Origin of the sequence: uncultured Mucilaginibacter sp., from assembly GCF_903913935.1 — a bacterium.
In the GTDB taxonomy this organism is placed as follows: domain Bacteria; phylum Bacteroidota; class Bacteroidia; order Sphingobacteriales; family Sphingobacteriaceae; genus Mucilaginibacter.
In genome coordinates this window covers 1-21,663 of the sequence record NZ_CAIWNH010000395.1, presented here as the reverse complement: position 1 = coordinate 21,663, position 21,663 = coordinate 1, and the positions used below count along the sequence as shown (strand labels likewise).

The following is a 21,663-nucleotide window of genomic DNA, read 5'->3' as shown; positions in this document are numbered from 1 at the left end:
GCTTTAATTTTATTTAATTTCTTCGTAATCTACAAAATCCCCTTCAGAATCGGGTATGCTACCTTTTTTTGATTGGGGCGGCACATAGTCGACCTTTATTTTTGCAGGGCCGGCATTTTGGCTGTTGTTTTGATTGGTGTTCTGGTTATAATTCTGCCGGTAGTTTTGTTGCTGTTGCGCCTGTTGCTGCGCTTTATTAACCACACTTTGAAAAAGCATTGGCAAAAAAATACGGACTAAAAGACGTATGATATATAAAATTAAGATTGCTGTAATCAGGAAACTAAGAAATTCCATGCCTGGTAAAAATTAAGACTACAAATATAATACTATAACGGCAAAATTGTTTGTGTATGATTTTGCTTTGATTTTTGACCAACGCAGGTGGTTGTTTGTTACAGTTTGATGTGCGGATTTCAGATGTGCAAATGTGCAAATGAAAAAATAAGCCATTTTCCGTTCAATAATCTGCACATCTGAAATCTGCACATCCGCACATCAGAATTTCTCCGCCATCATTTTTTCAAGCGCGAACATTTCATCACGCAGTTTAGCGGCCAATAAAAAGTCCATATCCTTGGCAGCGGCTATCATTTCTTTTTTGGTGTTTTCTATAGATTTTTTTAGATCAGGCTTGGTCATGTATTGAACGATCGGATCCGCGGCCATTGAAACCGAATCGGCTTCCACATAGGCTTTCTGAATCCCGTCTTTAAAGTCCATTACTGATGTTTGCTCTATGATCTCGCTGCGGGTTTTACCAACAGTTGTTGGCGTAATGCCGTGCTCCGTATTGTATTTCATCTGGATATCCCGGCGGCGGTTAGTTTCATCCATCGTGATCTGCATCGAGTCTGTTATTTTGTCCGCGTACATAATTACCCGGCCACGGTCGTTCCTGGCCGCACGGCCAATTGTTTGGATCAGCGAACGTTCGGATCGTAAAAAGCCTTCCTTATCCGCATCTAAAATCGCTACCAGCGAAACTTCCGGTAAATCAAGCCCTTCGCGCAGCAGGTTAATGCCTATCAGTACATCAAATTCGCCGAGGCGCAGCCCGCGTAAGATCTCTACCCTTTCAAGGGTTTTAACTTCGGAGTGGATGTAACGGCATTTAATACCCAGCCTGTCCATGTATTTGGCCAGTTCTTCGGCCATGCGTTTGGTAAGGGTGGTTACCAGGATCCGGTCGCCCATTTTTACCGTTTTATCTACCTCTTCCAATAAATCATCCACCTGGTTAATCACCGGGCGAACGTCAATTACCGGGTCAAGCAACCCGGTGGGCCGTATCACCTGTTCAACCACCACGCCGCCTGATTTCTCCAATTCAAAATCACCCGGGGTGGCACTTACATAAATAGTTTGCGGTGCGAGGCTTTCAAATTCCTGGAAATTTAAAGGGCGGTTATCCATAGCAGCAGGTAAACGGAAACCATAATCAACCAATGAGATTTTGCGGGAACGGTCCCCCCCATACATCGCCCTGATCTGCCCAACCGTAACGTGGCTCTCGTCAATCACCATCAGATAATCGTCCGGGAAATAATCGAGCAAACAGAATGGGCGTGCGCCGGGCTGCCTGCCGTCAAAAAAACGGGAATAGTTTTCGATACCCGAGCAATAGCCCAATTCACGGATCATCTCCAGGTCGTAATTCACCCTTTCTTCCAGCCGTTTGGCTTCCAGGTAGCGGCCATCGCCGATGAACTGTTTTTTGCGGGTTTCCAGCTCTTCCTGTATCGCCCAGATGCTTTGGGTAAAACGTTCACGCGGGGCCACGTATAAAGTAGCCGGAAAAAGTACCATATGCGTCATCTTCTCCATGGTTTTTCCGGTGGAAACGTCAAATGTGCTGAGTTCCTCAATATCGTCCCCAAAAAAAGAAACCCGGTACGCGTGGTCCATATAAGCAGGGAAAATATCTACGATATCACCCTTCACCCTGAAAGTGCCGCGTTTAAAATCGGCAGTGGTGCGGGAATAGAGTATCTCTACCAGCCGGTGTAAAAAAGCATTCCGGCTGATGCGCGTGCCCACCGCGAAGCGGAAAACAGAGTCTTTAAAATCTTCCGGGTTACCCATGCCATAAATGCAGGAGATTGACGACACCACGATCACATCCCGCCGGCCCGACATTAATGCCGAGGTAGTCCGCAAGCGTAATTTTTCAATTTCCTCGTTAATGGCCAGGTCCTTTTCAATATAAGTATTGGTAGTGGGGATAAAAGCTTCGGGTTGGTAATAATCGTAATAAGATACAAAATAGTTGACCGCGTTGTCCGGAAAAAACTGTTTGAATTCTCCATATAACTGCGCTGCCAGGGTTTTGTTGTGACTTAATATGAGCGTAGGCTTTTGCGTTTGCGCGATAACATTGGCAATAGTAAATGTTTTACCGGAGCCCGTTACGCCCAGCAGGGTTTGAAACGGGTCCTGGTTATTTACACCTTCAACCAGCTGCCTGATGGCTTCAGGCTGGTCGCCGGTGGGATAATATTGAGATGTTAATTTAAAATCCATAGATCAAAGCAAAAATACTGATTTTTAGTCCGAAAGTCCGAAAAGTCCGAAAGTCTGAAAGAAAATGTCGGGCAATTTTACTTCAGCTATACAAAACCAAAATTAGGATGTTGTTGTGACAACCGTATGTCAGCAGGGTTTGTTTTGACGGGGAATTTATTAGATTTACTAACGAGCGTGCAATTTGGGAATTCAATTCCTAAGTTGCACAACGATTTAACGCCCCCGGCTTTTACTATAGATAGGTAAAACTAAAGCCACCCTTTCACGCAAGTAAAATGGTCCCGATTTATATTATTGCTTTTGTTTTGTATCGGTGATAATTTATTAATATCAACTCAACTAACAGGCTGTAAGAAAGTACGCCTATTAACATAGAAATAATCAAGCTCCATAAAGTATTAAGCAATGCGACTTTCGAGAAAAAATAACTTGGGAATGCTAGCAATCTAAAAATCCAAACTGTGATGTAATAGAACTTATTTGCTTCCCCGCTTTCTTCTAACGCAAAAATCACAAAAAAGCAAACTATCAGTATTACAGAAAATAGACAAATTAAGAGAAATAATCTCATGTAATTAATTTGTCTGTAATAACTTTGCAAGGTTGGCATTATTTGAATTTTTTAATTAAATGTACGTCTTAAATTTAGAATATTAAATAAATCTGAAATCGAACATCCGACATCCGAAATGAAAATACATCCGCCATCCGAAATAAAATACAAACACATTTTCTTCGACCTTGATCATACTATTTGGGATTTTGATAAAAATGCCGCAGAAACGCTTGTTGAATTATATGAGCTATATAAACTGGACGGGATCGGCTTACCCGGTGCTGCCCTGTTTATTGAAACCTATACCCGCAATAACCACCAGCTTTGGGCCGAATACCATACCGGCAAGATCACCAAAACAGAATTGCGCGAAACCCGCTTCAGGCGGACATTCATAGAGCTTGGCCTGCACCCCGACCAGGTGCCGCTGGCTTTTGAGGATGATTACGTGAAACTTTGCCCCACCAAAACCAACCTGTTTCCGCATGCGCATGAGACATTGAGCTATTTAAAAGATAAATACACGCTTCACCTGATCTCCAATGGTTTTAAGGAAGCCTCCACGCTGAAGATAGGTAACACCAATATCGGACAATATTTTGCGGAGGTGATCATCTCGGAGATTGTAGGTATTAATAAACCGGATCCTGCCATTTTTGAACATGCCCTTAACGTGGCAGGCGCCACCAAAAGTGAAAGCCTGATGATAGGCGACAGCCTTGAAGCCGATGTTTATGGCGCCCTTAATTTTGGGATGGACGCTATCTATTTTAACCCATTTAACGCCCCTAAACCGGATGATGTGCCTTTACAAATTCACCACCTAATGGAACTGGTGTCGCTGTTGTAATAATAAATTAAGGATGAGATAGTTTATATGTGGAGAAGTTTAGCACAAAACTTTGATTAAAAACCCATTACCTTTAATACATGAACATCAACAAGGAACGGAAGGCGATTGATACCGCATTGGATAACTACCGGGCGCGGCTTGACCTTATTCCTGATGAAAAGTTTACAGAAACACCGCCGGGCGGGGGATGGTCATACGCCGAAGTGTACAGCCATATCCTGCAGGCCACATTAGGTTCAACCATTGCGCTGGAAAGATGCTGCAATAATACCTGCGTACCTACTACTAAAAAATTAACCTTTTTGGGCGTGCTAATGATGACCATCAACAGGTTTCCGCCGGTAAGGGTAAAAGTGCCTGAAAAAGTTAATGCAAAAATGCCGGCCCTCAAGATCAGCAAAGAAGACGCCAAAAACCTGGTGATCAAATGCCGTAAACGGGTGGATGAAATTACCCCGCAATTAAAGGATGCGTTACCTGCATCGCGGCATAAACACCCGCGCCTCGGGATGCTGAACGCAGGGCAATGGGTTAAGTTTATCAGGATCCATTTACTGCATCATTTAAAACAATTGGACAGGATCGGAAAAAAATTTAAAACCGGATGAAACCTTTTACATTTAACAAAGTCTTAACATTAGAATAACCTGATTTACGGATATTTGTAAAACATTTAAGATATGCATTTCGAATTTGCTTATTTGGTTATAGTTGGATTGTTATTCCTGGTAGGAGTATTTTATCTGAGCCCATTTGATCTGAAAGTTAATCATGACGACGACGACGAGTAATCGTTGCTATATTTTTCCCTCACCTTTTTCCGGTATATTTTGCCGGTCAAAATTCTACCCCCTAAATTTTAATGGCTAAACGCGAAGTTGATATTGTAGTTATATCCGACGTGCATTTGGGCACTTATGGCTGTCATGCCAAAGAATTGCTTAAGTATTTAAAAAGCGTCAAACCAAAAATGCTGATCCTGAACGGAGATATTATCGATATCTGGCAATTCAGCAAATCTTACTGGCCCGAAGCACATATGAAAGTAGTGCGCAGGATCCTGAAGTTTGTAACCGAAGGCATCCCGGTTTATTACTTAACCGGCAACCACGATGAAATGCTGCGCAAATTTGCTGATTTTAACCTGGGTTCTTTCCAACTGCTGAATAAGATCGTACTGAATATCGACGGAAAGAAAGCCTGGATCTTCCATGGCGATGTGTTTGATGTTACCATGCAGCATTCCAAATGGCTGGCCAAATTGGGCGCCATTGGTTATGATACACTCATCCTTATCAATAGCTTTACCAACCGTATACTTACCGCTTTTGGCCGGCAGAAAATGAGCTTTTCGCAAAAAGTAAAGGCAAGTTTTAAAGAAGCCGTAAAGTTTATCAACCAGTTTGAACAAACTGCAGCCGACCTGGCTGTCGATAAAAACTACCAGTACGTAATTTGCGGGCATATCCACCATGCCGAGATCAGGGAAATCGAATCAACCGAAAAAAGTGGTTCTGTTTTGTATTTAAATTCTGGCGACTGGGTAGAGAGCCTCACCGCGCTGGAGTATCATGAAGGTAAGTGGACAATATTTAAATACGAGCCAGATGACTTTAACAGCGATGCCGATGAGGACGATAAATCGGATGCTGAGGACCTGGAGGCCAAAATGGACGTAAATATCTTACTCGAAAGATTTAAACAGGAACCGGGGTGATTTTTTGTTGAAATGTTGTAATGTTGTAAAGTTGAAATGTTTACCATTTTTGGGCTAAAAAAAAAGCCTATAGCTAAAACAACTTTACAACCTTGCAACTTTACAACATTACAACAACACTGCCACATGAAAATACTCTACGCTATACAGGGAACAGGTAATGGCCATATCAGCAGGGCGCGCGAAATTGTGCCCCTGTTGCAGCAATATGGCGAGCTTGACCTGCTGGTAAGCGGCACCGAAGCCGAAGTGAGTTTGGCCCAGCCCTTAAAGTACCGGTTTCATGGGTTTAGTTTTGTTTTTGGGACGCAGGGCGGGGTTGATAATTGGGCCACTTTTAAACTGATGAACCTGCCCCGGCTATTGAAGGATATCCGAAACCTCCCCTTGAAGCAATACGACCTGATCATCAATGATTTTGAGCCCGTAAGTGCCTGGGCATGCAGGCTGCAAAAATTACCAAGTGTATCGTTAAGCCACCAATGTTCTTTTGTTTCACCCAAGACGCCGCGGCCGGCCAAACGAAGCTGGGCCGAATGGCTTTTTAAATATTATTCGCCTACTACAGATCATATTGGCTTTCATTTTGAGCGTTATGATGATTTTATACATACCCCGGTTATCCGCAGCGAAATCCGCAATTTAACAACCAGCAACGCCGGGCATTATACGGTTTACCTGCCCGCATATGACGATAAATTGCTTGCCGGACTGTTAAATAAAACTTCGAAAGTACAGTGGCATATTTTCTCCAAAAGGCAGAAAATACCTTATCAGCAAGGCAATGTGCAGGTGTTTCCGGTAAATAACGAAGCATTTAACAAAAGCCTTGCCGCCTGCGAAGGGCTGCTTACCGGCGGCGGTTTTGAAGGCCCCGCCGAAGCTTTATTTTTAAGAAAAAAAGTGATGATGATCCCGATGAAGGGCCAGTACGAACAGCAATGTAACGCCCTGGCGGCTTCAAAACTTGGGGTGCCGGTGATATATGATATTGATGACCAGTTTGTATACCATATCAATAACTGGATCAGCAGCCAAAATAACATTTCCGTTAATTTTCCGGACGAAACAGCGCAGATCATAGCTGATATGGTCAAACGGTATGCTAAAAATAAGTAGTTTTACCGTAAGCGGTTTTTCTGCTAATTTCGCCCCCGGATATTTTCAATAATGATCAACTTTTTCAAAAAGCTTAGCCCTTTTAACGTTTTATGGCTTGTAGTGGTTTTAATACTGCTGCGGATAGGCTACCTGGTTAACGCGCCTGCAAAAGCAGGATCGTTGTTTATGGGGCCATTTTTAAGCCTTTGGCTGCCGGCTGGTTATAGTGCAATTGCTCCTTCATTAAGTGTTTTCCTGGCTGCTGTTATGGTGCTGGCACAGGCTCTTTTCCTTAATCGCCTGGTCAATCATTTTAACTTATTAGGGAAACCCTCATTTTTGCCTGCCCTGATGTATATTGCCTTATCTAGCCTGTTTACGCCATTCCTGGTGCTAAGTCCGCCGCTGATCTGTAATTTCCTGGTGATCTGGATGCTTTTTAAACTGATCAATTTTTACAAAAGCAAAGATGCCAAATCAACAGCCTTTGACGTTGGCATGATCATCGCCCTTGGTACTTTGTTATATCTTCCCTTTGTTTTTCTTTTTCTGGCCATTTGGATCGGCCTGGTAATTTTCAGATCGTTCGACTGGCGCGAATGGGTATCGGCAATTATCGGGTTCATTACTATCTTTTTTTTCCTGGCAGTTTATTATTATCTAAATAATAACCTCGTACATTTTGCAGATATATGGCTCCCGCTGGCTACCAAGTTTCCGCAAAATATCAATATCAACTACTATAATTACCTGTTACTGATACCGGTGGTGGTTATCCTGGCGCTTTGTTTTATCAAATTGCAGCAAAATTTTTATAAAAGTTATATACAGGTACGCAAGTCGCTTCAACTGCTGCTGATCGTATTTGTGATCACACTGCTATCGTTTTGCGTAAAAGCTGCCTTTCAATTGCCGCATTTTTTGTTGTGCGTAGTACCAGCATCGGTGTTTTTTGCCTACTATTTTATAAATGCCAGGCGCAAATGGTTTTACGAGGTGCTGTTTGGCGTTTTGCTGCTCATGATCGTTTATTTTCAGTTTAACAATTTTTAACTTTTAGTTTCGCTCAATTTACAGCTGTTATGTTAGTTTTGTAACATGAAACCGTTATGTTTTTCATGATCTTAAATGAATACCGGCCGATAAGCCCGATCACCATCAGGCCGACTGCCATAAAAATAATGCTGATGAAATTTGGAGTAGTTATATTTCCGGGATCCAATTGCGATGAGGACCTCATTTATGTATTGGAAAAAATAATGGGCCAGGAAGTGGTTCGTTTATGGCATAAAGACCATGACCTGCAGGGGGCCGAGTTTATTGTATTGCCAGGCGGTTTTTCTTTTGGCGATTATTTACGTTCAGGCGCTATTGCGCGTTTTTCGCCCATCATGCAGGAAGTTATCCGTTTTGCTGCAAACGGGGGCTATGTATTAGGAATCTGCAATGGTTTCCAGATCCTTACCGAAGCAGGCCTGCTGGAAGGTGCGTTGCTGCATAATGAGAACCGGAAATTTATTTGCCGGAATATTTACATGAAACCGCAAACTTCAAACTCATTGATCACCGCGCAGATCGATCCGCAGCGGGCATTGAAAATACCTATCGCCCATGGCGAAGGCAATTATTTTGCTGATCCGGAAGTGTTGCAATCATTGAAAGACAACGACCAGATCTTGTTCAGGTATTGTGATGAATCAGGAAATATCACCCCTGAAAGCAACCCTAACGGATCTTTAGAAAACATAGCGGGCATTTGCAACAAGGAAAGAAATGTATTTGGTTTTATGCCGCACCCTGAACGCGCTGCCGATGCTTTGGTAGCCAACGAGGACGGCCTTGCTATTTTTGAATCTATTTTATCAATGGTAAAGGTTTGATTTTTGGTCCAAAGTCTTTAGCCGGGAGTCTTAAGTCATTAGCATAGCTTTTAATAATTAATAAGATGGTAAATAAACTTGTACCTAAAACGGTCTTCCTTTTACCGGACTTCAGACTCAAGACTTCAGACTCCGGACTCAGCAAATGAACCTCGTCATCGACATTGGCAATACGTTTACAAAAATTGCTGTTTTTAAGCAGGATGAACTGGTTTTTAACGCACAATACCAGCAGCTTGATGAAGCGATTATCGGCGACTTGTTAATCGATCATCAAATTAGCCGGGCCATTATATCCACCGTTAAAAATAAAAGAGATGAAGACTGGCAACAGTTTTTGGCACAAAGCACCTCTCTGTTTTACTTTAATGCGGCGATGAACAGGCTGATCAAAAACCATTACCTGAGCCCGGAAACATTGGGGGCCGACCGCCTTGCAGCAGTTACTGGGGCTCACTATTTGTACCCGGGGAATGATAACCTGGTGATTAGCGGCGGTACCTGCATCACTTATGATTGGGTGGATGCCGGCGGAAATTATTTTGGCGGCAGCATATCGCCAGGTTTAAATATGCGTTATAAGGCATTAAATAATTATACCGCAGGGTTACCATTAGTTGATGCCGATGAAAGCTTTAGCGCTTTTTTTGGAAACAACACCACGTCATCCATGCTATCGGGGGTGCAAAACGGGATAAAATATGAGTTAACCGGTTTTATTGAAAGCTACCGGGCTAACGAAAATGACTTGAATATTGTACTGAGCGGGGGCGACAGTATTTTTTTTGATACGCTGTTAAAAAATAGCATCTTTGCCCCCTGTATAAAAATTGAGCCTTACTTGGTTCTAAAAGGATTAAATGCAGCCATACACAACAATAATGATTAAATATACCAGGGTTTTTATAACAGTTTTACTTGCTTTTATTGCTTTTGGAGCACAGGCACAATCAACCGCTACTACCAGTACCCCCTATTCACAATTTGGATTGGGCGACATCGACCCGGGTTACCTGCCGCAAAACATTGCTATGGGCGGTATTGCCACCGCTATAAACAGGATCAACCTGTATAATAATATTAACCCGCTTAACCCTGCATCATACGGTATGATAAATTTTACCACCATTGATGCCGGTATTTATTCAAACTTCCAAACGTTTAATCAAACAGGGCAGCCAACTTCAAAAAATTCAAACTTCCGGTTCAGCCATATTGCATTTGCGATACCTGTATCCAAACGGTCGGCATTAAGTTTTGGTTTAATGCCCTACAGCCAGGTGGGTTACAACAATGTGCAAACCAAAACAGGGTTTGGTTCAGGCTCATCGGTAGATACCAACAAAACCAATTATATCAACAGCGGCGATGGTGGCCTTTCAAAAGCCTATTTGGGTTATGGTTTTGGTTTAGGCAAACACCTTTTAATAGGTGCCAACGCCTCCTTCATTTTCGGCAACACGCAGCAATCTACCGCTACTGAATTTCCCAATTTATATGGCGTGTTAGATAACGAAGTGCAGCAAACGCGAAGTGTTCGCGGTGTTAACTATGATTACGGTATCCAATACTCATTTGATTTTGGCGAATATAAAACCAAACACCTGGTGCTGGGCTATTCCGGCTCGGCGAATACCAGCCTGAGCGCAACGGATACTTACATCGTTAGCCAGTACACTTATAACAGCAGTGGTGCAAAAAACGTGGCAGTCGATTCGGTAAAAAACGAGCAGGGCGCCAAAACCAGCATCAAGCTCCCGCAGATCAACCACTTCGGGATCTCGTTCCAAAATGACGGACACTTTTTAGTGGGCGCTGATTACTCCACCGGCAAATGGTCAGCCTTAACCATAGGTGGCGTTAACCAGGGTTTGGTTGACAGCAAAACCTATAACATTGGCGGGCAGTTTACCCCGGATATTAACTCCCTGCGGAACTATTTTGCACGGGCCGATTACCGTTTGGGCTTTATGTACAACCAATCGTATTTAAATGTGCAAAACGCAGCTACAGGGGTTTATACCAATGTAACCGGCTACGCGGTAACCTTCGGTTTGGGTTTGCCTTTGGCGCCAAACAGTGTAGGTAGCGCTTTTTACAAGATCAACCTGGCGGGCGAAGTTGGCCAGCGCGGTACTACCACCAATGCCATGGTTAAAGAGAATTATGTTACACTGCATTTAAGCTTTGTGCTGAACGATAAGTGGTTCCAGCAGTTTAAATTTGAATAAAATCCGTTTATGAAAAGTGGGGCAAAGAAGTTTTTATACCTGGGTTTGCCGGCACTGTTTAGCTGCATGCTGGCTTTAAGCTCATGCGAAAACTCTTTGAACGATATCGAAAAGATCGCCTCCAAGGAAGAGGACAAGCCGATCTCCAAATCCACCGGTGTTGATGTGATCTACAGCGACTCGGCCAAGGTGAAAGCGCACCTGATCACCCCATTGATGATTGAGCTTGACGAACAGAATAAGGGCTACCAGGAAATGCCCAAAGGCGTTAAAGTGATCTTTTATGATGACGCATTGGGCGAAAAGGGAACTATTACCTCTGAATATGCCATCCGCCTGGTAAAAGAAAATACCATTACTTTCCGTAAAAACGTGGTTGCCACCAATGCACAGGGCGAAACGTTTAAATCAGAAGAGCTGGTTTACGACCAGACCAATAAAAAACTCTATTCGCACAAACCTGTTCAAATTAATATGAATGGCGGCACCGTAATGTACGGCACCGGCTTTAAAAGCAACGAAAGCCTGTACCCCTGGACCATCGACAGCTCGACCGGTGTTTTCCCCGTGGATGAAAAAAAGGAGCAGGGGAAGTAGATTTCGGAAGTCGCCCGCCTGCCGCAGGCTGGAAATTTCGATTTCGGATTTAAATTTATCCTCCGGCCCGAAGTTTTGCCTATATTCATTTCATGTATTGTTAGTTTAAAGTTAAATGCCCATATTTAACTGATGCAAAGCCTTATCCGAGCAAATACATTTTTTTATTAGAATTTGGGATGGATAGCTAAAACGGGGTGGTGACCAAGTATGGTTAGGTGGGCACCATTTAAAGTTAATTTATTAGCATGTGTCCAAGCGGCACGCTTGGACAGGCGGGGAGGGATTACCCCTATTACCGGAACTTATAACTTATAGAGGTACACAACAAGTTTTGCACTACTTCGATCCTAAATCGGGACTGGACGTAATGACCGATTTGAGCGGCAATCTTGTTGGCGGTTGGAAATTAAGTATAGACCAAACTAAATATTTATTAACAACTGGAAACGTTAAGTAATATGGCAGAATACTTTGATATATCATTAATTATAAAAAAGACAAATACCTCTAAAGCAGTAGTAGGTCATTATTTAGCGCGATATGGTCTGTCGGAAGGTCAAAATGATTCAGAATACTTTAGTGGCAATAAAGTTATTTTGTCTACAATTGACGATGAGGAACTTGATTTTCACGAAATAGTCATTAGCCTTTCCGAATACATTTTTCATAAAGAAACTTTCGAAATAGAATTAAGTTATCTAACTCGGTTTATAAATAAATGTTTTGAAGATTGTAACGACATTGTATTCGCGTTGTGTAGTTACGAACTTAACGGTTATCTACTTGCGGGCATTAAAAAACTTAGTGGAATTACCGAAGAATTATTATGTAAATTTCCTATATGTTATCTCAGACAAGACAAAGACAAGCATCCTTACCTTAAATTAAATTTAATTGCTCAAGAAATTTGGTAATATATTAAAGCTGGGAAGTGTTACAAAACTATTGTTGTTTTATAAAAAACTGATAATCGGATATAATTTTAGAAGACAAAACAAAAAATTAGAAAAGCGGGTGGTATTACGGTATCCTGATGTTCGTAGCGTACACGAAACGCTGTCACGAAGACTTTGTCTTCGGATAAGCTATGCCTGTAGTAACTACAGTAATGAAAGATAGATAGAAAGACGAAGCCACGCTGTGCCCCGCTGACAGGCATGCCACTGTAACGCCCGAACGAAATGTTTGAAATTTCCCCGGCGCTTCGTGAAAGCGATTGTACGGAAAAGACCCCGCGCGCGTGGTTTACACGGAACGCAGTCAAGAAGAGCATGTGGAAACTTGATTAAAACCTGGGGATTTTGGAGGTAAACTGCTTTGGCTCTCGTGCTGCATACCCGCCAGAATGGGGAGACACTTTCCCGCCTGTTCAAGCGGGGCGCCTGGACAGGCGGGTGCCAAGCTGTAGAGTACATTAAACTCCTGAAAAAAATTGAAAAATATCATTTTTCTTACGATAATAATTATTACTCTTCAAGGATGTTTGGTGACGAATAAATCGTACAAACTACTAGCCGAAATTAACAAAACGGAGCGCTCGACAACAAAAGACAGCTTATATATCAGTTGCGATTTACCCAGAGGAGATGAAAGAGGTCTTGGGATTAGCATTTGGTTTGACGTAAAAAAGAGGCAAGAGGGCATCAATGACATCTCCGTAAAGATAGAACCCGATAACGGACAGATTTTAATTTTTGAACATATTAAAATGACGCCTATGAAATTTTGGAATTCTACACATGCAAACTCAGATTATATAAAGAAAGATTTCCATGATTTGCCCGTGAAAGATAGGTTTACGACGATAGACGGACAAACAGTGTACTATGACTTTGATTTTAAAGCAGAAAAAGACATACGCTCAAAAAGCTTGAATATTTTTGTAACATTCCAATTAAAAAGCGGGGAAACTATAGAAATAAAAGGCAACTATTTAAGAGTAAAGCGGACCTTTTTTTCCGTTCATTGATTTAACGGTAGTATACTCGCCCCGCTTGTCCAATCGTGCCGCCTGGACACCTAACATCATGAGTCTGCCGATCAAATAAAACACCCTGTTGTTATTTTAAAGTTAAATGCCCATATTTAACTGATGCAAAGCCTTATCCGAGCAAATACACTTTTTTATTGGAATTTTGGATGGTTAGCTAAAACTGGGTGGTGGGCAGGTATGGTTAGGTGTAGCAAAATAAAATAACACAGATGAGAAGGCTTACCATTTTATTTTTTGTAGTTATTTTTTTGTCAAGGTGTAATCGGGTTTCAAACCCGGACGATGGCATCAGACTAAAAGTTGATTTAAAAGTAGTCACGGTTCACCAATTACTACATAATAATTATGTTGAGTTTATAAAAGGCAGCGGGACATATGATAAAGTGATCGGTGACACCACAATAGTATATGGATTTGGCCCGAAAGATATTGAAAGGCATGCGATTTTCAAATACAATGAGGATACGACGATAGTAGGATATAAGAAGTTTTTCCAAAATCGGCAGTTTGAAATTGTTAGGACTTTTCCCGGGGATTACTCGATGTCCTTTTTTGTAAAGGATAAAAAATATAACAAATTTTATACTGTTAGCTTGTCCAATCAGAGAGCATTGGAGTTTTTGAGTAAATAGTTGGACCGGCGGGGGATTAAAATAACGTCTTATGAAAACAAAAACATTGCTTTGTATTTTACTATTCTTCTGCAAAATATCTTTCGGTCAAAAGCTTAATATACAAGATGTTATCAATTCGGTTTATGCTAAAAGAGATAGAGCGTTTCTGGATAATAGGGTGCTGTGTTTTCTAATTCCCGCAAATATTAATTTCATTGATACATCAACGTTAAAAGTCAATACCTTGTCATTGGTTTTTTTTAATGAACCATCCTTTAAAAAATATATCGAAAAAAGCGAATCAGCTTTTGCGTTACAGGTAATATATGACTCTTTGGAAGTGGGGGAATTGCAAATGAAATTAGAAATATCTAAGGTTGATGCTGAAAATTATTTCACTACACCTAGATTATTTACCTATATCGATAGAAAAATGGTGCTGTTGAAATATGATAGCGTTAAAAATGCATGGGTTTACAATAAATTACTAAAACAATGGGAGGACTTTTGAAACTTAATATACCGTCCCGCTGTTTGGTTATTGTGTCTACAGCAGATGAAAACTAAGGACATCAAAGAAACAAATAGGAGCGAATCAAATAAAGAAAAAAAGGAAGTAATGTGAATATATTGTTAAAACTTAGGCATTGGATTTTATTTGTTGTGATGATTATTCCGCCCATTATTGCAGATATCGAAAATTTGGTTGGTTTTTGGTATTCGGTGAGTGCAATATGGACCGCTTTAATATATACTTGCTGGTTGTTTTCAATTGGCAATGCTGTTTATAGTAGGGGATCAACTTCTCGATTTGCCATAGTTCTGTTTAAAGCGGGGATTATTTATTTAATAATTTGTCTGCTGTCAGTTTTTTATAACACAGCTCATGCTTCGGACTTTTTTCCTCCGTGGCAAATTGTTCTTTATTGCGTCGGGATATTTGTTGAATTCTACTTATTTTTCTTTGTTGCGAAAAATCTGGTCCATTACGAAAATGATCACGATTTAGAATCTAAAAGTATTTTTCTAACGTTTTGCGCAATTTGGTTTTTTCCAATAGGTATCTTTTTTATTCAGCCACGAGTAAATCGGATCGGGTATATAGAAACATAAATTTGAAAAATGCATATAGGAAATTAGTATTCATATTAATTGCGGGCCTTGTCTTTTTTTGTGACGGCAATTTATTTGCGCAGGATGACGTGGCAATGGAATTAAAGGCTGCCGGTTATTTTTATAATCATATTTTAAAAATTGAATCGTCCCTAAAAAATATATCGGTAAAAAAACGCATTTTATAGAAGGCCCATCGGAAATATATGATGTTGCCTACGCAACTGGGGATATAAATATGCTGAAGGACAGTGTTCCTAATAGAATATACCTGGATAGCATTAATATGGTTAACACGGAAGTTAAACGAAATACAAAAACCAGGGTACCTATTCATATAAAGTATCATAATGCCGGACATTCGAAGAGACCGACTTACCAAATGCGATTATATAAAGGTGTGTTATATAAGGGTAATACCTATGTGGAAATTCTTTTAAACGATAGACAATCCGGCAACGAAGAGATTATCTGTATAAAATTTAATGGAGACGAGATTGTCAATTATTATATCAAAAGTTTAGTTGTGGACTATTAAGCCAGCGCCTGGTATATATACCGCTTGACTGCCGAGATTGTTTATTTATTTAACCGGAACAGCCGGACAAGTTGAAAATACAGGAAAGAATGAAAATAATATTTGGTATACTTTTAATATTTGGCTACACAGGTATCGCACAATTAAAGATTGGCGGAAAATTGAATAATTCAATGAAGATAATTGATAACTCAAAATTGATTATGACCAACCCAGGTCGCTTTGAAAAGGGCTGTTCTGTTATATTCGAAAAGCATAAGTATGATTTAATCCTCGACGGCTCAAAAAGAATTAAAAAAATATTCACTAATGATCCCGGTTTTACAACTAGTGAGGGTATAACAATCGGGTTGACTTATAAAATTGTATTAGCTAAATTAACGGCTGATGATCAGCATATAATTTCCGGATGGGCCACCTGGTATGTGTCAAAATCGGGTTGGAAAGTCGCATTTGATTACAAGCATCCGGTTAATGATACCTCAAAAATTATTTTCTTATTCAAATCTTAGAATCTCCGGGGATAAAATAGTGTTTCCCACCCCAAACATCTACCACCATTACCGCCGCGGCCGTTTTCCCGAAAGGATCATCGCTGCCAGTGGTCCATCCAGGTGATAGATATCCTTCCTGAAATTCAATTGATGATCGCGGCCGGTAAAGGCGGTAAAATAAGCGATAAATACGGGCACCTTATTTTGTAAGGTGATGGAATTGTCGTCTCCGCTCTGCATGGCCGCTTCAATTTTTTCGGCATCCCAGCCGGCTTCGTCTTTCAGCAGGAAAGCTGCCACCTTTGCCGGCTCCTGCACGCGGATACAGCCATGGCTAAAGGCCCGGGCAGTTTCGCCAAACAGGGATTTGGTAGGCGTATCATGCAGGTAGATGTTGTAACTGTTAGGAAACAGGAACTTCACCAGCCCCAATGAATTTTCAGGGCCGGGCTGCTGCCGGATAACGGGCAAGCCATCAGCATAGCCTATGATGCGCATTTGGTGGGCCTCCAGGTAATTTGAATGCCTTCTCATATCCCTGAGGATCTCTTTGCGCACAATGCTCGGCGGCACATCCCAGTATGGCCTGAACACCACATATTTTATCTCTCCGTAAAATACCGTGGTTTGGTGCATGGTTTTCCCAACCACCACATTACAACTCCACAGCAGGCTGTCGCCATGGTAAACATGGAGTTTAAACTCCGGGATATTTACCGCCAGGTAGTCGGTTTTTAATTTAAGCGGTAACCAGCGACAGCGTTCCATATTGACGATGATCTGTTCGATCCTTCTTTTTAAGGGTACATTTAGTTCGGTGAGGGTTTCCTTGGTCAGTAAGCCATCCGCGGCCAGGCCGTGGCGGTTTTGAAAGTGAGTGATGGCAGTTTGCAGCTCCTCATTATACGCAGGGTTGAGGGTATCCCCCTTAAAATCTTCCAGCAGGTACAAACGCCGCCTGATTAATGGGACCACTGCAGCGGTATCGCCCGGTATTATGGCAGGCCGTACAACTATGGGCGCCCAGGTTTCATGCTCGTCCAGGGCGCGGTATTTGCGCAGCCAGGCCCGCAGCAGTTCGTACTGCCCGTGAACAGGCTCCGCGGCGGCTACCTCATTCGCCGGTAATTTTAACAAACTGTCAAGGTATTGCTCATAATCAACTTTTTTGCGGGGCAGGTACCAGTGCATCGTCCGGCTTGCGGAATTATCAAGGCCCTGCCATGCCAGTCTCGAAAAAACAAAATACTGCGCTGTGAGCATCAATTCTGTTTGGATGTCTGGCTTCCCGTTGGTATTATCAATATTAACCAACGAATCCAGCTGCTTTTGATAAGGCGCTGTTTGACTGATCCCTTCGTTTTGGAGGTTCAGCATCCGGCTGGCTAAATTGCGGCCCTGTTCAATCAGCTTGCCGCCTTCAAACCAGGCGCAGGCATAATTCCGTCCCTGGTAAAAACGGCGGATCTCGTTCGCATAGGGGTTAAAATCAGGGTAGTTTTTCAGGAAGCTGTCGATCTCCGTACTGTCAAAAACTGTCTTGGATTGCGCGCTGAAATTACCCGGGATCGTTTCGTCCCAAACCCTGGCCGGTTTAGGGGGGGCCTTTTTAGGTTTTGGCTGCCCGCAGCCAACCAGTGTTTCGCAAACGATAAAAAGAATTAAAAAATAGTATTTTAAATACGGGTGATCCGACATGTTTGCTGCTTTATCAATCTGTTTACCAAGATACGCTACCATACCAGCCGTGTACATGACCAATATCATTAATAAAACTGCCACTTATCACGATTTTGCTGCCCGGGCAGGCCCAGTGGCGATTAAATTTATTGCTATTTAACACATATTCATGCGCAAAGGGTATAAGATAAGTCTATTGAGATCGCTCATTTTATACTTCCGGCTTAACCATCTTCATTACTATGCTTAGTTACCAACTGCCGGGTAATATCTATTTCTTTAAATGGGTGAATCCCCTTTTTGGTAGAAAAAGTGGGGCGCGCTTTTCGTTTCAAGTCCTCGCCCCCGGTGAATTTAAGGCTTTTTTTATTTATTGTGCCAGGCTGCGGGCTTTTCACGGCAGCCGCTTACCCCGGACGCCCGTAAACTTCAAACATTGTGTGCAGCAGGTTAGCAGCTAACTGCCAGCGGGCACGCGAAGCTTTTCGCCTTTACACTGCTCCGAACTATGGGGGATTTTGTAATCTGCAGAAACAAATGCTTTTGGCACCGCATCGCTATATTTTAATATTCATTAAAAGTGATATTCACCATAGTCCCTTTGGCCTTTTCATTTTCGTCATATTTATCAATAATTTCCACCTGCGAGTTGCGGCTGTTTAAGAGGCTATCCAGATTGAGCCGGGTTTTTGTTAAGTAAATACCTTTGGATTGATGGGACGGCTGGCCCACTTTAAATTTATTTTGTTTTGATCTTTCCCTGCCAATACCATCGTCATCTATGGTACAGCGAACTGATAAGCCGTCCGCGATAACAGTTAAAGTCACCGTTCCGCCGCTCTCTTTAGGCATTATGCCATGCCATATAGCGTTTTCAATAAAAGGCTGAATAATTAGGGCCGGCACTTTGATCGATTTCAGATCTATTGATTCATCGATATTAAATTGATAATTGATTTTATTGCCAAAACGCATAGCTTCAAGCTGAATATAGAGTTTACACGTTTCCAGCTCATCATACAAAGTAACTTCCCGTTCGTCGGAATTTTGCAGAATTGTACGAAGCAGTTTTGAAAAGGTAGTTAAATAGGTAACCGCATTATTATCTTCGCCCTGTTGTATCAATGACTTGATCGAATTCATAGAGTTGAAGATAAAATGCGGGTTCATTTGAGCGCGCAATGTTTTTGCTTCAAGCTCAAGTAAGTTATGCTCCATTTTTTCTTTTTTGCTCCTGAATTGCCTTATTAACTCGTTGGCGGACAATCCCAGGAAAAAAGAAAACTTTCTGTTTAACGCTGTATTATTTAAGTCCATTTTAGCAGCGAGCATTTCAACGCTTAGTTGCGAATCATCAATATGCTCGTCTATAATTTTAAACGTTCTTTTCAGAAATTCGTCCTGCATTTCGGCGTATCGGGGTAACGGGTTTTCATCCGTTAACTGTTCAACGTAATACTTCCTTAACATTTCCTGTCTGTGCATTATGTTTTTTATTTTTGCCCTCAATTCATCTACGCTGAGTGGTTTGATCAGGTAATCGTCTGCGCCTTTTTTCAGGCCGGTTATTTTACTTTCGTAGGTGGTTTTTGCAGATAATATAATGAAGGGTATATGTGAAGTTACAGGATCTGCTTTTATCTTATCGCAAAACTCAAAGCCATCCATAACCGGCATCATTACATCTGATAAAATCAGATCCGGAATTTGCGATAATGCCACTGCAAACCCTTCCGCACCATCTGATGCGGTAATAACTTTGTATAAAGGTTCAATGCTATTCTTTAAAAAATCCCTCAATTCTTCATTATCCTCAACAACCAGGATTACAGGTTCATTGTCTGCATGTTCTTTTGGCAAATACGTATGATTTGCGGTATTATTTAAAAGTTGTTTTGTTTTTGTAACCGTGGCAACTTCAGGATAACCTTCTTTTCCTTTTGCGGATAAAAGCGTGGTAGTGATTGTAAAAATGGAACCTTTCCCTTTTTTACTCGCTATTGTAAGCTTGCCATCCATCAATTTTACCAGTTCGCTTACCAGGGCCAGGCCGATGCCTGTGCCTTCATATTTACGGGAAAGCTTATTGTCGGCCTGGTAAAACCGGTCGGTTATAAATGGTAAATCATTTTCATCAATTCCTATCCCCGTATCTTTTACCGTAAACTGTATTGTGGCAGATTCTGCTGATGCCGCTATTTTGCTAACGCTAATAAAAACGTCGCCATTAGCGGGAGTGAACTTTAATGCATTGCCAACCAGGTTATTGATAATTTTTTTCCAATGTTCCTCATCAAATAAATATTCACCTTTGAACGTGTTTTCGAAATGAAGCCCGATTTGTTTTTTTAAAGCCTCATCTTCATATGTTTTAACAAAATCAGCGATAAAACTCCCAAAATCGCTCCTTGACCATGCAACGGGCATTTTACCTGCGTCGAGCTTTGAAATATCAAGCAATTGGTTTATTAAATTAAGCAGGTAGCCTGAGTTTTTAAAAATGTTCTCCAGTAGTTTGTTGTTATCCTTCAGCTCATCGGGATGCTCAAGGTAAAATTGTGCCGGCGACATGATCAGCGACAGGGGCGTCCTCAGTTCGTGTGTGATATTGGAAAAAAACTTTTCCTTCATTTTATCAATTGCCTTTAACTTTTCCAGCATCATCTGTTCAAGTCTCATTTTATCCATAAGCCTCAAGTGCCTGATACGGTTCCAGACCAGGAAGCCAAATATGGAAATAACCATAGCTGCAATAATGATAACTAGTCTTGTTTTTGCCGCCTCTTTAGCTTCGGCTGCCGCCTGTTCTTTTTCCCTGATTTGTTGGGTAAACAAAACGATTTGTGCCTGATATGAAAAAACGGAGGAATCAATCATTTTTTCATCCAGGTAGTATTGGCCTAATTGCTCTAATAAAATTACTTTTGCAGTATCATTTTTTGTTTTTAAGATTAAGTTTTTCAGGCTGTCAATTTTATTTTGTTTAGCCCCGGCTAAAAAAGTGCTGAAAAGCAAAATGACTGTCAATATTGTCTTGCAGCTGATGAGAACCATGTTTTTAATGCCGCAATGGTTCATGTTATAAATCTCCTATATCGCTTAAGTTATTTTGATCCAACATCCTCTTAATCTCGTCCGCCTACTGGCGGAGAGTCTTTAGCTGCGGCCACTACCACCACAGCTTCTTCCGGACTTTACTGACTTTACTGACTTCCGGACTAATTTATTTCAACCCCAATTTCTCTAGCAACACCTCTTTTCTTGCTTTCGAAACCATCAGTTTTTCATTGGTGTTCATCATTACGTAGCCGCCATCTGATCGTATATAGTGGGTAACGGCGTTTATATTAACAATAGTTGAATGGTGGATGCGGATAAAAATTTCGGGGGGCAGCATTTCTTCAATATCACCTAATATGCGCGAAATGAGCAGAGAACGTTTGTCAGCAAATACAACCCTGGTATAAGCGCCATCTGCACTGCAATACAAAATGGCGTTTACATGTGCAAATTCATAGCCATCACGGTTAGGCAATGCGATCTTTTGTTCGTGCGTTGGCTGTCTTAAATTCTGCAATAAGTTTTGGACATTAAGCGCTCCTGACGATGATAAGAGTTTTTCGGCGGCCTTTTGAACTGCCGCTTTCAGATCGGCGGTATCAATAGGTTTAAGCAAATAATCAACCGCACTAATGCGGAAGGCTTGTGCTGCAAACTTATCATATGCGGTGGTAAATATGATACAAAAATCAATATGGTCAAGCATT

The 21,663-nt window shown here is 41.5% G+C and carries 19 protein-coding genes; 14 read left to right on the top strand and 5 right to left on the bottom strand.

The genetic code is table 11. The annotated features are described in order from the left end of the window. Nucleotides 1-9 precede the first annotated feature (9 nt). A complete protein-coding gene (locus QZY09_RS15855) occupies nucleotides 10-297 on the bottom strand; it encodes a DUF4834 family protein (RefSeq protein WP_295673941.1) in 288 nt (95 codons plus the stop codon). A 201-nt stretch (nucleotides 298-498) separates the two neighbouring features. After that, nucleotides 499-2,523, bottom strand: a complete 2,025-nt coding sequence (gene uvrB, locus QZY09_RS15850) for an excinuclease ABC subunit UvrB (protein WP_295673940.1) — start codon at nucleotides 2,521-2,523, stop codon at nucleotides 499-501. Nucleotides 2,524-3,215: 692 nt separating this feature from the next. Here uvrB and QZY09_RS15845 point away from each other — a divergent pair. The 14 genes from QZY09_RS15845 to QZY09_RS15785 all read left to right on the top strand — a co-directional run bounded on the left by QZY09_RS15845 (nucleotide 3,216) and on the right by QZY09_RS15785 (nucleotide 16,234). Beyond that, complete coding sequence (locus QZY09_RS15845) at nucleotides 3,216-3,932, top strand: YjjG family noncanonical pyrimidine nucleotidase (RefSeq protein WP_295673938.1); 717 nt, start codon at nucleotides 3,216-3,218, stop codon at nucleotides 3,930-3,932. A gap of 80 nt (nucleotides 3,933-4,012) precedes the next feature. Then, on the top strand, nucleotides 4,013-4,543 hold the full coding sequence (locus tag QZY09_RS15840) for a DinB family protein (RefSeq protein WP_295673935.1): 531 nt from the start codon (nucleotides 4,013-4,015) through the stop codon (nucleotides 4,541-4,543). A 254-nt stretch (nucleotides 4,544-4,797) separates the two neighbouring features. After that, nucleotides 4,798-5,652 (top strand): UDP-2,3-diacylglucosamine diphosphatase, encoded by an 855-nt coding sequence (locus QZY09_RS15835; RefSeq protein ID WP_295673934.1) that lies wholly within the window; start codon nucleotides 4,798-4,800, stop codon nucleotides 5,650-5,652. Nucleotides 5,653-5,778: 126 nt separating this feature from the next. Beyond that, nucleotides 5,779-6,771 carry a glycosyltransferase family protein gene (locus QZY09_RS15830; protein ID WP_295673932.1) on the top strand — a complete coding sequence of 331 codons (993 nt, stop codon included), beginning with the start codon at nucleotides 5,779-5,781 and terminating at the stop codon, nucleotides 6,769-6,771. 51 nt (nucleotides 6,772-6,822) lie between these two features. Further along, nucleotides 6,823-7,806, top strand: coding sequence for a DUF6427 family protein (locus tag QZY09_RS15825; RefSeq protein ID WP_295673931.1), 984 nt, complete (start codon nucleotides 6,823-6,825; stop codon nucleotides 7,804-7,806). 56 nt (nucleotides 7,807-7,862) lie between these two features. Next, nucleotides 7,863-8,633 carry a phosphoribosylformylglycinamidine synthase subunit PurQ gene (gene purQ, locus QZY09_RS15820; RefSeq protein WP_295673929.1) on the top strand — a complete coding sequence of 257 codons (771 nt, stop codon included), beginning with the start codon at nucleotides 7,863-7,865 and terminating at the stop codon, nucleotides 8,631-8,633. Nucleotides 8,634-8,778: 145 nt separating this feature from the next. Continuing rightward, nucleotides 8,779-9,522: a type III pantothenate kinase gene (locus QZY09_RS15815; protein ID WP_295673928.1), complete on the top strand. Its 744-nt coding sequence runs from the start codon at nucleotides 8,779-8,781 to the stop codon at nucleotides 9,520-9,522. Further along, complete coding sequence (locus QZY09_RS15810) at nucleotides 9,515-10,864, top strand: hypothetical protein (protein ID WP_295673926.1); 1,350 nt, start codon at nucleotides 9,515-9,517, stop codon at nucleotides 10,862-10,864. Before QZY09_RS15815 ends, QZY09_RS15810 begins: the two co-directional genes overlap by 8 nt. A gap of 9 nt (nucleotides 10,865-10,873) precedes the next feature. Next, the gene (gene lptC, locus QZY09_RS15805; RefSeq protein WP_295673925.1) at nucleotides 10,874-11,461 is read left to right on the top strand and encodes an LPS export ABC transporter periplasmic protein LptC; all 588 of its coding nucleotides are present in this window, start codon (nucleotides 10,874-10,876) and stop codon (nucleotides 11,459-11,461) included. A 250-nt stretch (nucleotides 11,462-11,711) separates the two neighbouring features. Next, nucleotides 11,712-11,921: a colicin D domain-containing protein gene (locus QZY09_RS24785; RefSeq protein ID WP_367119231.1), complete on the top strand. Its 210-nt coding sequence runs from the start codon at nucleotides 11,712-11,714 to the stop codon at nucleotides 11,919-11,921. 1 nt (nucleotide 11,922) lies between these two features. Beyond that, complete coding sequence (locus QZY09_RS15800; RefSeq protein WP_295673924.1) at nucleotides 11,923-12,378, top strand: hypothetical protein; 456 nt, start codon at nucleotides 11,923-11,925, stop codon at nucleotides 12,376-12,378. Between the two features lie 518 nt (nucleotides 12,379-12,896). Next, a complete protein-coding gene (locus tag QZY09_RS15795) occupies nucleotides 12,897-13,433 on the top strand; it encodes a hypothetical protein (RefSeq protein WP_295673923.1) in 537 nt (178 codons plus the stop codon). A 687-nt stretch (nucleotides 13,434-14,120) separates the two neighbouring features. Further along, nucleotides 14,121-14,582, top strand: a complete 462-nt coding sequence (locus QZY09_RS15790; protein WP_295673922.1) for a hypothetical protein — start codon at nucleotides 14,121-14,123, stop codon at nucleotides 14,580-14,582. A 1,229-nt stretch (nucleotides 14,583-15,811) separates the two neighbouring features. Continuing rightward, nucleotides 15,812-16,234, top strand: a complete 423-nt coding sequence (locus tag QZY09_RS15785) for a hypothetical protein (protein WP_295673921.1) — start codon at nucleotides 15,812-15,814, stop codon at nucleotides 16,232-16,234. A 48-nt stretch (nucleotides 16,235-16,282) separates the two neighbouring features. On the opposite strand, the gene QZY09_RS15780 is transcribed toward QZY09_RS15785, so the two are convergent. The 3 genes from QZY09_RS15780 to QZY09_RS15770 all read right to left on the bottom strand — a co-directional run. After that, nucleotides 16,283-17,971 (bottom strand): L,D-transpeptidase family protein, encoded by a 1,689-nt coding sequence (locus QZY09_RS15780; RefSeq protein ID WP_295673918.1) that lies wholly within the window; start codon nucleotides 17,969-17,971, stop codon nucleotides 16,283-16,285. Nucleotides 17,972-18,460: 489 nt separating this feature from the next. Beyond that, a complete protein-coding gene (locus QZY09_RS15775) occupies nucleotides 18,461-20,950 on the bottom strand; it encodes an ATP-binding protein (RefSeq protein WP_295673917.1) in 2,490 nt (829 codons plus the stop codon). Nucleotides 20,951-21,119: 169 nt separating this feature from the next. Next, nucleotides 21,120-21,663 (bottom strand): LytTR family DNA-binding domain-containing protein (locus QZY09_RS15770; RefSeq protein ID WP_295673915.1); only part of this gene is annotated, 544 nt, incomplete at its 5' end.

Coding starts and splice junctions, on each gene's coding strand:
- QZY09_RS15855 (WP_295673941.1), bottom strand. CDS start 297: ATGGAATTTCTTAGTTTCCTGATTACAGCAATCTTAATTTTATATATC.
- uvrB (WP_295673940.1), bottom strand. CDS start 2,523: ATGGATTTTAAATTAACATCTCAATATTATCCCACCGGCGACCAGCCT.
- QZY09_RS15845 (WP_295673938.1), top strand. CDS start 3,216: ATGAAAATACATCCGCCATCCGAAATAAAATACAAACACATTTTCTTC.
- QZY09_RS15840 (WP_295673935.1), top strand. CDS start 4,013: ATGAACATCAACAAGGAACGGAAGGCGATTGATACCGCATTGGATAAC.
- QZY09_RS15835 (WP_295673934.1), top strand. CDS start 4,798: ATGGCTAAACGCGAAGTTGATATTGTAGTTATATCCGACGTGCATTTG.
- QZY09_RS15830 (WP_295673932.1), top strand. CDS start 5,779: ATGAAAATACTCTACGCTATACAGGGAACAGGTAATGGCCATATCAGC.
- QZY09_RS15825 (WP_295673931.1), top strand. CDS start 6,823: ATGATCAACTTTTTCAAAAAGCTTAGCCCTTTTAACGTTTTATGGCTT.
- purQ (WP_295673929.1), top strand. CDS start 7,863: ATGTTTTTCATGATCTTAAATGAATACCGGCCGATAAGCCCGATCACC.
- QZY09_RS15815 (WP_295673928.1), top strand. CDS start 8,779: ATGAACCTCGTCATCGACATTGGCAATACGTTTACAAAAATTGCTGTT.
- QZY09_RS15810 (WP_295673926.1), top strand. CDS start 9,515: ATGATTAAATATACCAGGGTTTTTATAACAGTTTTACTTGCTTTTATT.
- lptC (WP_295673925.1), top strand. CDS start 10,874: ATGAAAAGTGGGGCAAAGAAGTTTTTATACCTGGGTTTGCCGGCACTG.
- QZY09_RS15800 (WP_295673924.1), top strand. CDS start 11,923: ATGGCAGAATACTTTGATATATCATTAATTATAAAAAAGACAAATACC.
- QZY09_RS15790 (WP_295673922.1), top strand. CDS start 14,121: ATGAAAACAAAAACATTGCTTTGTATTTTACTATTCTTCTGCAAAATA.
- QZY09_RS15785 (WP_295673921.1), top strand. CDS start 15,812: ATGAAAATAATATTTGGTATACTTTTAATATTTGGCTACACAGGTATC.
- QZY09_RS15780 (WP_295673918.1), bottom strand. CDS start 17,971: ATGTACACGGCTGGTATGGTAGCGTATCTTGGTAAACAGATTGATAAA.
- QZY09_RS15775 (WP_295673917.1), bottom strand. CDS start 20,950: ATGGTTCTCATCAGCTGCAAGACAATATTGACAGTCATTTTGCTTTTC.